Below are 3,042 nucleotides of genomic sequence, written 5' to 3' on the forward strand. Positions count from 1 at the left end.
ATTTCGGCTATCGGCGTACTGGCCATCGGCTCGCCGATGTAATGGCGCAGGTTGTACTCGTAATCAGAGCGAGTGCTCGCTCCGACGCCGTACTCGATCATGAACGCCTCGGTCGCCTCGGCCAGCGTGTGCTGGCGGGTAGCTACGACCTTGGGTTCAGGTTTCTTCAGCACCTCCATCGCGAGGCGAGCTGCCAACTCGTTGGGGTACCAGCGCGTGTAGCATCGCACGCCGTCGATCGACTTCGCACCGCGCCAGGCGATCAGGTTTCCAGCTGCGTCCTTCTTCGTCTGGTAGCCGCCAGAGCCGGCAGGGCGCTTTTCACGAGTCATCTTCGGAGGTTACCAGCGCTAGCCACAACCCGTAGCCACAATCACCCCCTACCTATGGCAACACCAAGCAACGAGTAAACCGACACTCACCAGTGATTCCAGCAGTCTGCACCATCAAGCGGTACTCAGATACACACCCATGTCGAACGTTGAATCTGCCATGGGAGCCATGTTACCGAGAAGGACCGGATGCTGCTCCAGGTCGGGCGGCAACCGGCTCAGTCGCCGGGGCGGGCCGTGCTCGAGCGCACGATGAGCTCGAACGGCATCGGGGTGTTCACGACCGCCTCATCGTGCTGGCCGGGGCGCAACTGTTCCATCAAAATCTCGACGGCGGTGGCGCCCTGCCCCTGCGGGAATTGCGCGATGGTGCTCAGGCCGAAGAAGTCGGCCAGTTCGTGGTCGTCGATGCCGATCACCGACACGTCCCGCGGCACGACCAGGCCCAGGTCCCGCGCGGCCAGGATGCTGCCGATCGCCATCTCGTCCGACGCGGCGAAGATGGCGGTGGGTCGGTTGTGCGGGCTGCCGAGCAGCTGCTTGGCGGCCTGGTACCCGCCGCGGATGGTGAAGTCCGCCGGCGCGAACACGCCCGCGGGCACGTCGATCCCGGCGGCCTCCATCGCGGCCTCGTAGCCGAAACGGCGATTGGTCGGCAGGTGGAAATCGAGGTCGAAGTCCCTGTTGCCCCCAATGTGGGCAATGCGGGTGTGGCCGAGGGCGAGCAGGTGTTCGGTGGCGAGCCTGGCCACCGCCACATCGTCGATGGTGAGGGTGGGCACACCCGTGATCGGGCCGCCGACGCCCACGAGCGGCTTGCCCAGGGCGTGCAGCCTGGCCACTTCGCTCTCGGTCAGTTCCAGCGAGATCGCGATGACGGCATCCACCCGCTGGCGCAACAGGAAGTGCTCGAAGACGCTGCGCCGCTCCTCGCCGCCTCCGGTGAGGTTGTACAGAGTGAGGTCGTAGCCGTTGTGCAGCAAGGCCTTCTGGGCACCCTCGACGACATTGGAGTAGAACCACCGATTCAGAATCGGCACGACGACGCCGATGTTCTTCATCCGGCCGGACGCCAGGCTGGACGCGTTCGACGACACCACGTAGCCCATTTCCAGTGCCGCGGCCTTGACCTTGAGCCGGGTCGCGGGCGACACGTGGCCATTGCCGCTCAGCGCGCGCGACACCGTGGCGGTGGAGACGCCCGCTCGACGGGCGACCTCGTCGATTCCGACCATTCGGGTTCCTTACCGGCGTGCAAGAGGGGTGTGAAGTGATCATATCCACCGGTCCGACAGCCGGCTGCCCCCGGCTGATTTCGCACTTGGGCCCTTCGGCTTGTATTCTGTCTGAGCGTCTCCGGTCACGTGGTCACATATGGTCGGGTATGCACTGGCGAGTTACCCAAGCGGCCAAAGGGATCTGACTGTAAATCAGACGGCGTAGCCTTCGTGAGTTCGAATCTCGCACTCGCCACAGCACACAAGCACCACACCATCACACGAAACGCGCCGGCACCGGCGCGTTTCGTCGTTAAGCAGATGGTCACCTCCGCCTCCTGTTGCCGGCGGGCGCCGGGGCGTAGCGTGGTCGGATGACTCCATCCGCTTCGACCGAACTGCTCGCCCTCGCCCGGAAGACGGCCATCACCGCCGGTGAACTGGCCCGGCGGCGCCGAGCGGAGGGCGTGGAGATCGCGGCGTCCAAGTCGTCACCGGAAGACGTGGTGACCCTCGCGGACCGGGAGACCGAGGCGCTCATCCGCTCGCTGCTGGCCGACGCACGGCCGAACGACGGCTTCCACGGCGAAGAATCCACCGCCGGCACCGGTACCTCCGGCCTGACCTGGGTGGTCGACCCCATCGACGGCACCGTGAACTACCTCTACGGGATCCCGTTCTACGCCGTGAGCATCGCCGTGGTCGAGGGCGACGCCGACCCGGCCTCCTGGACGGCGCTGGCCGGCGCGGTGCACAACCCGGCCATCGATGAGCTGTTCTCCGCGCAGGCCGGCCAGGGCGCCGACCTGAACGGGCGCCCCCTGCAGGTGAAGACCGGGGTGCCGCTCTCGCTGGCCCTGTTCGGAACGGGTTTCTCCTACGATTCGGTGCGACGCAGCCGCCAGGCGCAGGTGCTGCACGGCCTGATCGCCCAGGTTCGCGACGTGCGCCGGGTGGGGGCGGCATCCCTCGACCTGTGCTCGGTGGCCGCTGGTCGTCTCGACCTGTATTACGAGCGCGGCCTGAACCCCTGGGACCACGCCGCCGGCGGGCTGGTCGCGGCCGAAGCGGGTGCCCGCGTCGGCGGGTTCGGCGACGACCGTGAAGGCATCAGCCTTCTCATCGCGGCGGCACCCGATCTCTACGCCACCGCGGAGCCCATCCTGCTGAAACTTTTCAACGAATTTATGGCCGGCGACGACATTTAGGGTTTTGATAGCCGATCGCACGCGATGTTCCGCGCAATAGCTGGCCAGCGTGCGGTTTTCGAACCGCCAACCGGCTCGTGGGGCAGGCTGCTGGGCGGGTGCCGATGGGCTCGTTGACGGGTTTTGCGGCGTCGCGAGATGGCAAAATCGCGGCCCGCCCGCTAGCCTTTACCTATTCGTTACTTTGGCCTGGTCTGAATGACGAGCATCACTTCCCGTCAATCGCGCCGAAAGTACCCTCCCTTTGTCACGTCACTCCCCGCAGCCGGATGCCTCCGCAGCCGA

Annotated in this window: 3 protein-coding genes and 1 tRNA gene; 2 read left to right on the forward strand and 2 right to left on the reverse strand. The window is 65.9% G+C overall.

Going from position 1 to position 3,042, the window contains the following annotated elements:
- The coding region (locus JWP54_RS03495) for a hypothetical protein (protein ID WP_297367304.1) at nt 1-332 on the reverse strand (332 nt) is incomplete at its 3' end.
- Between the two features lie 218 nt (nt 333-550).
- A complete protein-coding gene (locus JWP54_RS03500) occupies nt 551-1,567 on the reverse strand; it encodes a LacI family DNA-binding transcriptional regulator (protein WP_297367307.1) in 1,017 nt (338 codons plus the stop codon).
- 156 nt (nt 1,568-1,723) lie between these two features.
- Between JWP54_RS03500 and JWP54_RS03505 the strand changes: the two genes are divergently transcribed.
- Nucleotides 1,724-1,805, forward strand: a tRNA-Tyr gene (locus JWP54_RS03505).
- 118 nt (nt 1,806-1,923) lie between these two features.
- Entirely contained in the window at nt 1,924-2,757 is an 834-nt protein-coding gene (locus JWP54_RS03510; protein WP_297367309.1) for an inositol monophosphatase family protein, read from the forward strand.
- Nucleotides 2,758-3,042 lie beyond the last annotated feature (285 nt).

Source organism: Cryobacterium sp., from assembly GCF_025463825.1.
GTDB lineage: Bacteria > Actinomycetota > Actinomycetes > Actinomycetales > Microbacteriaceae > Cryobacterium.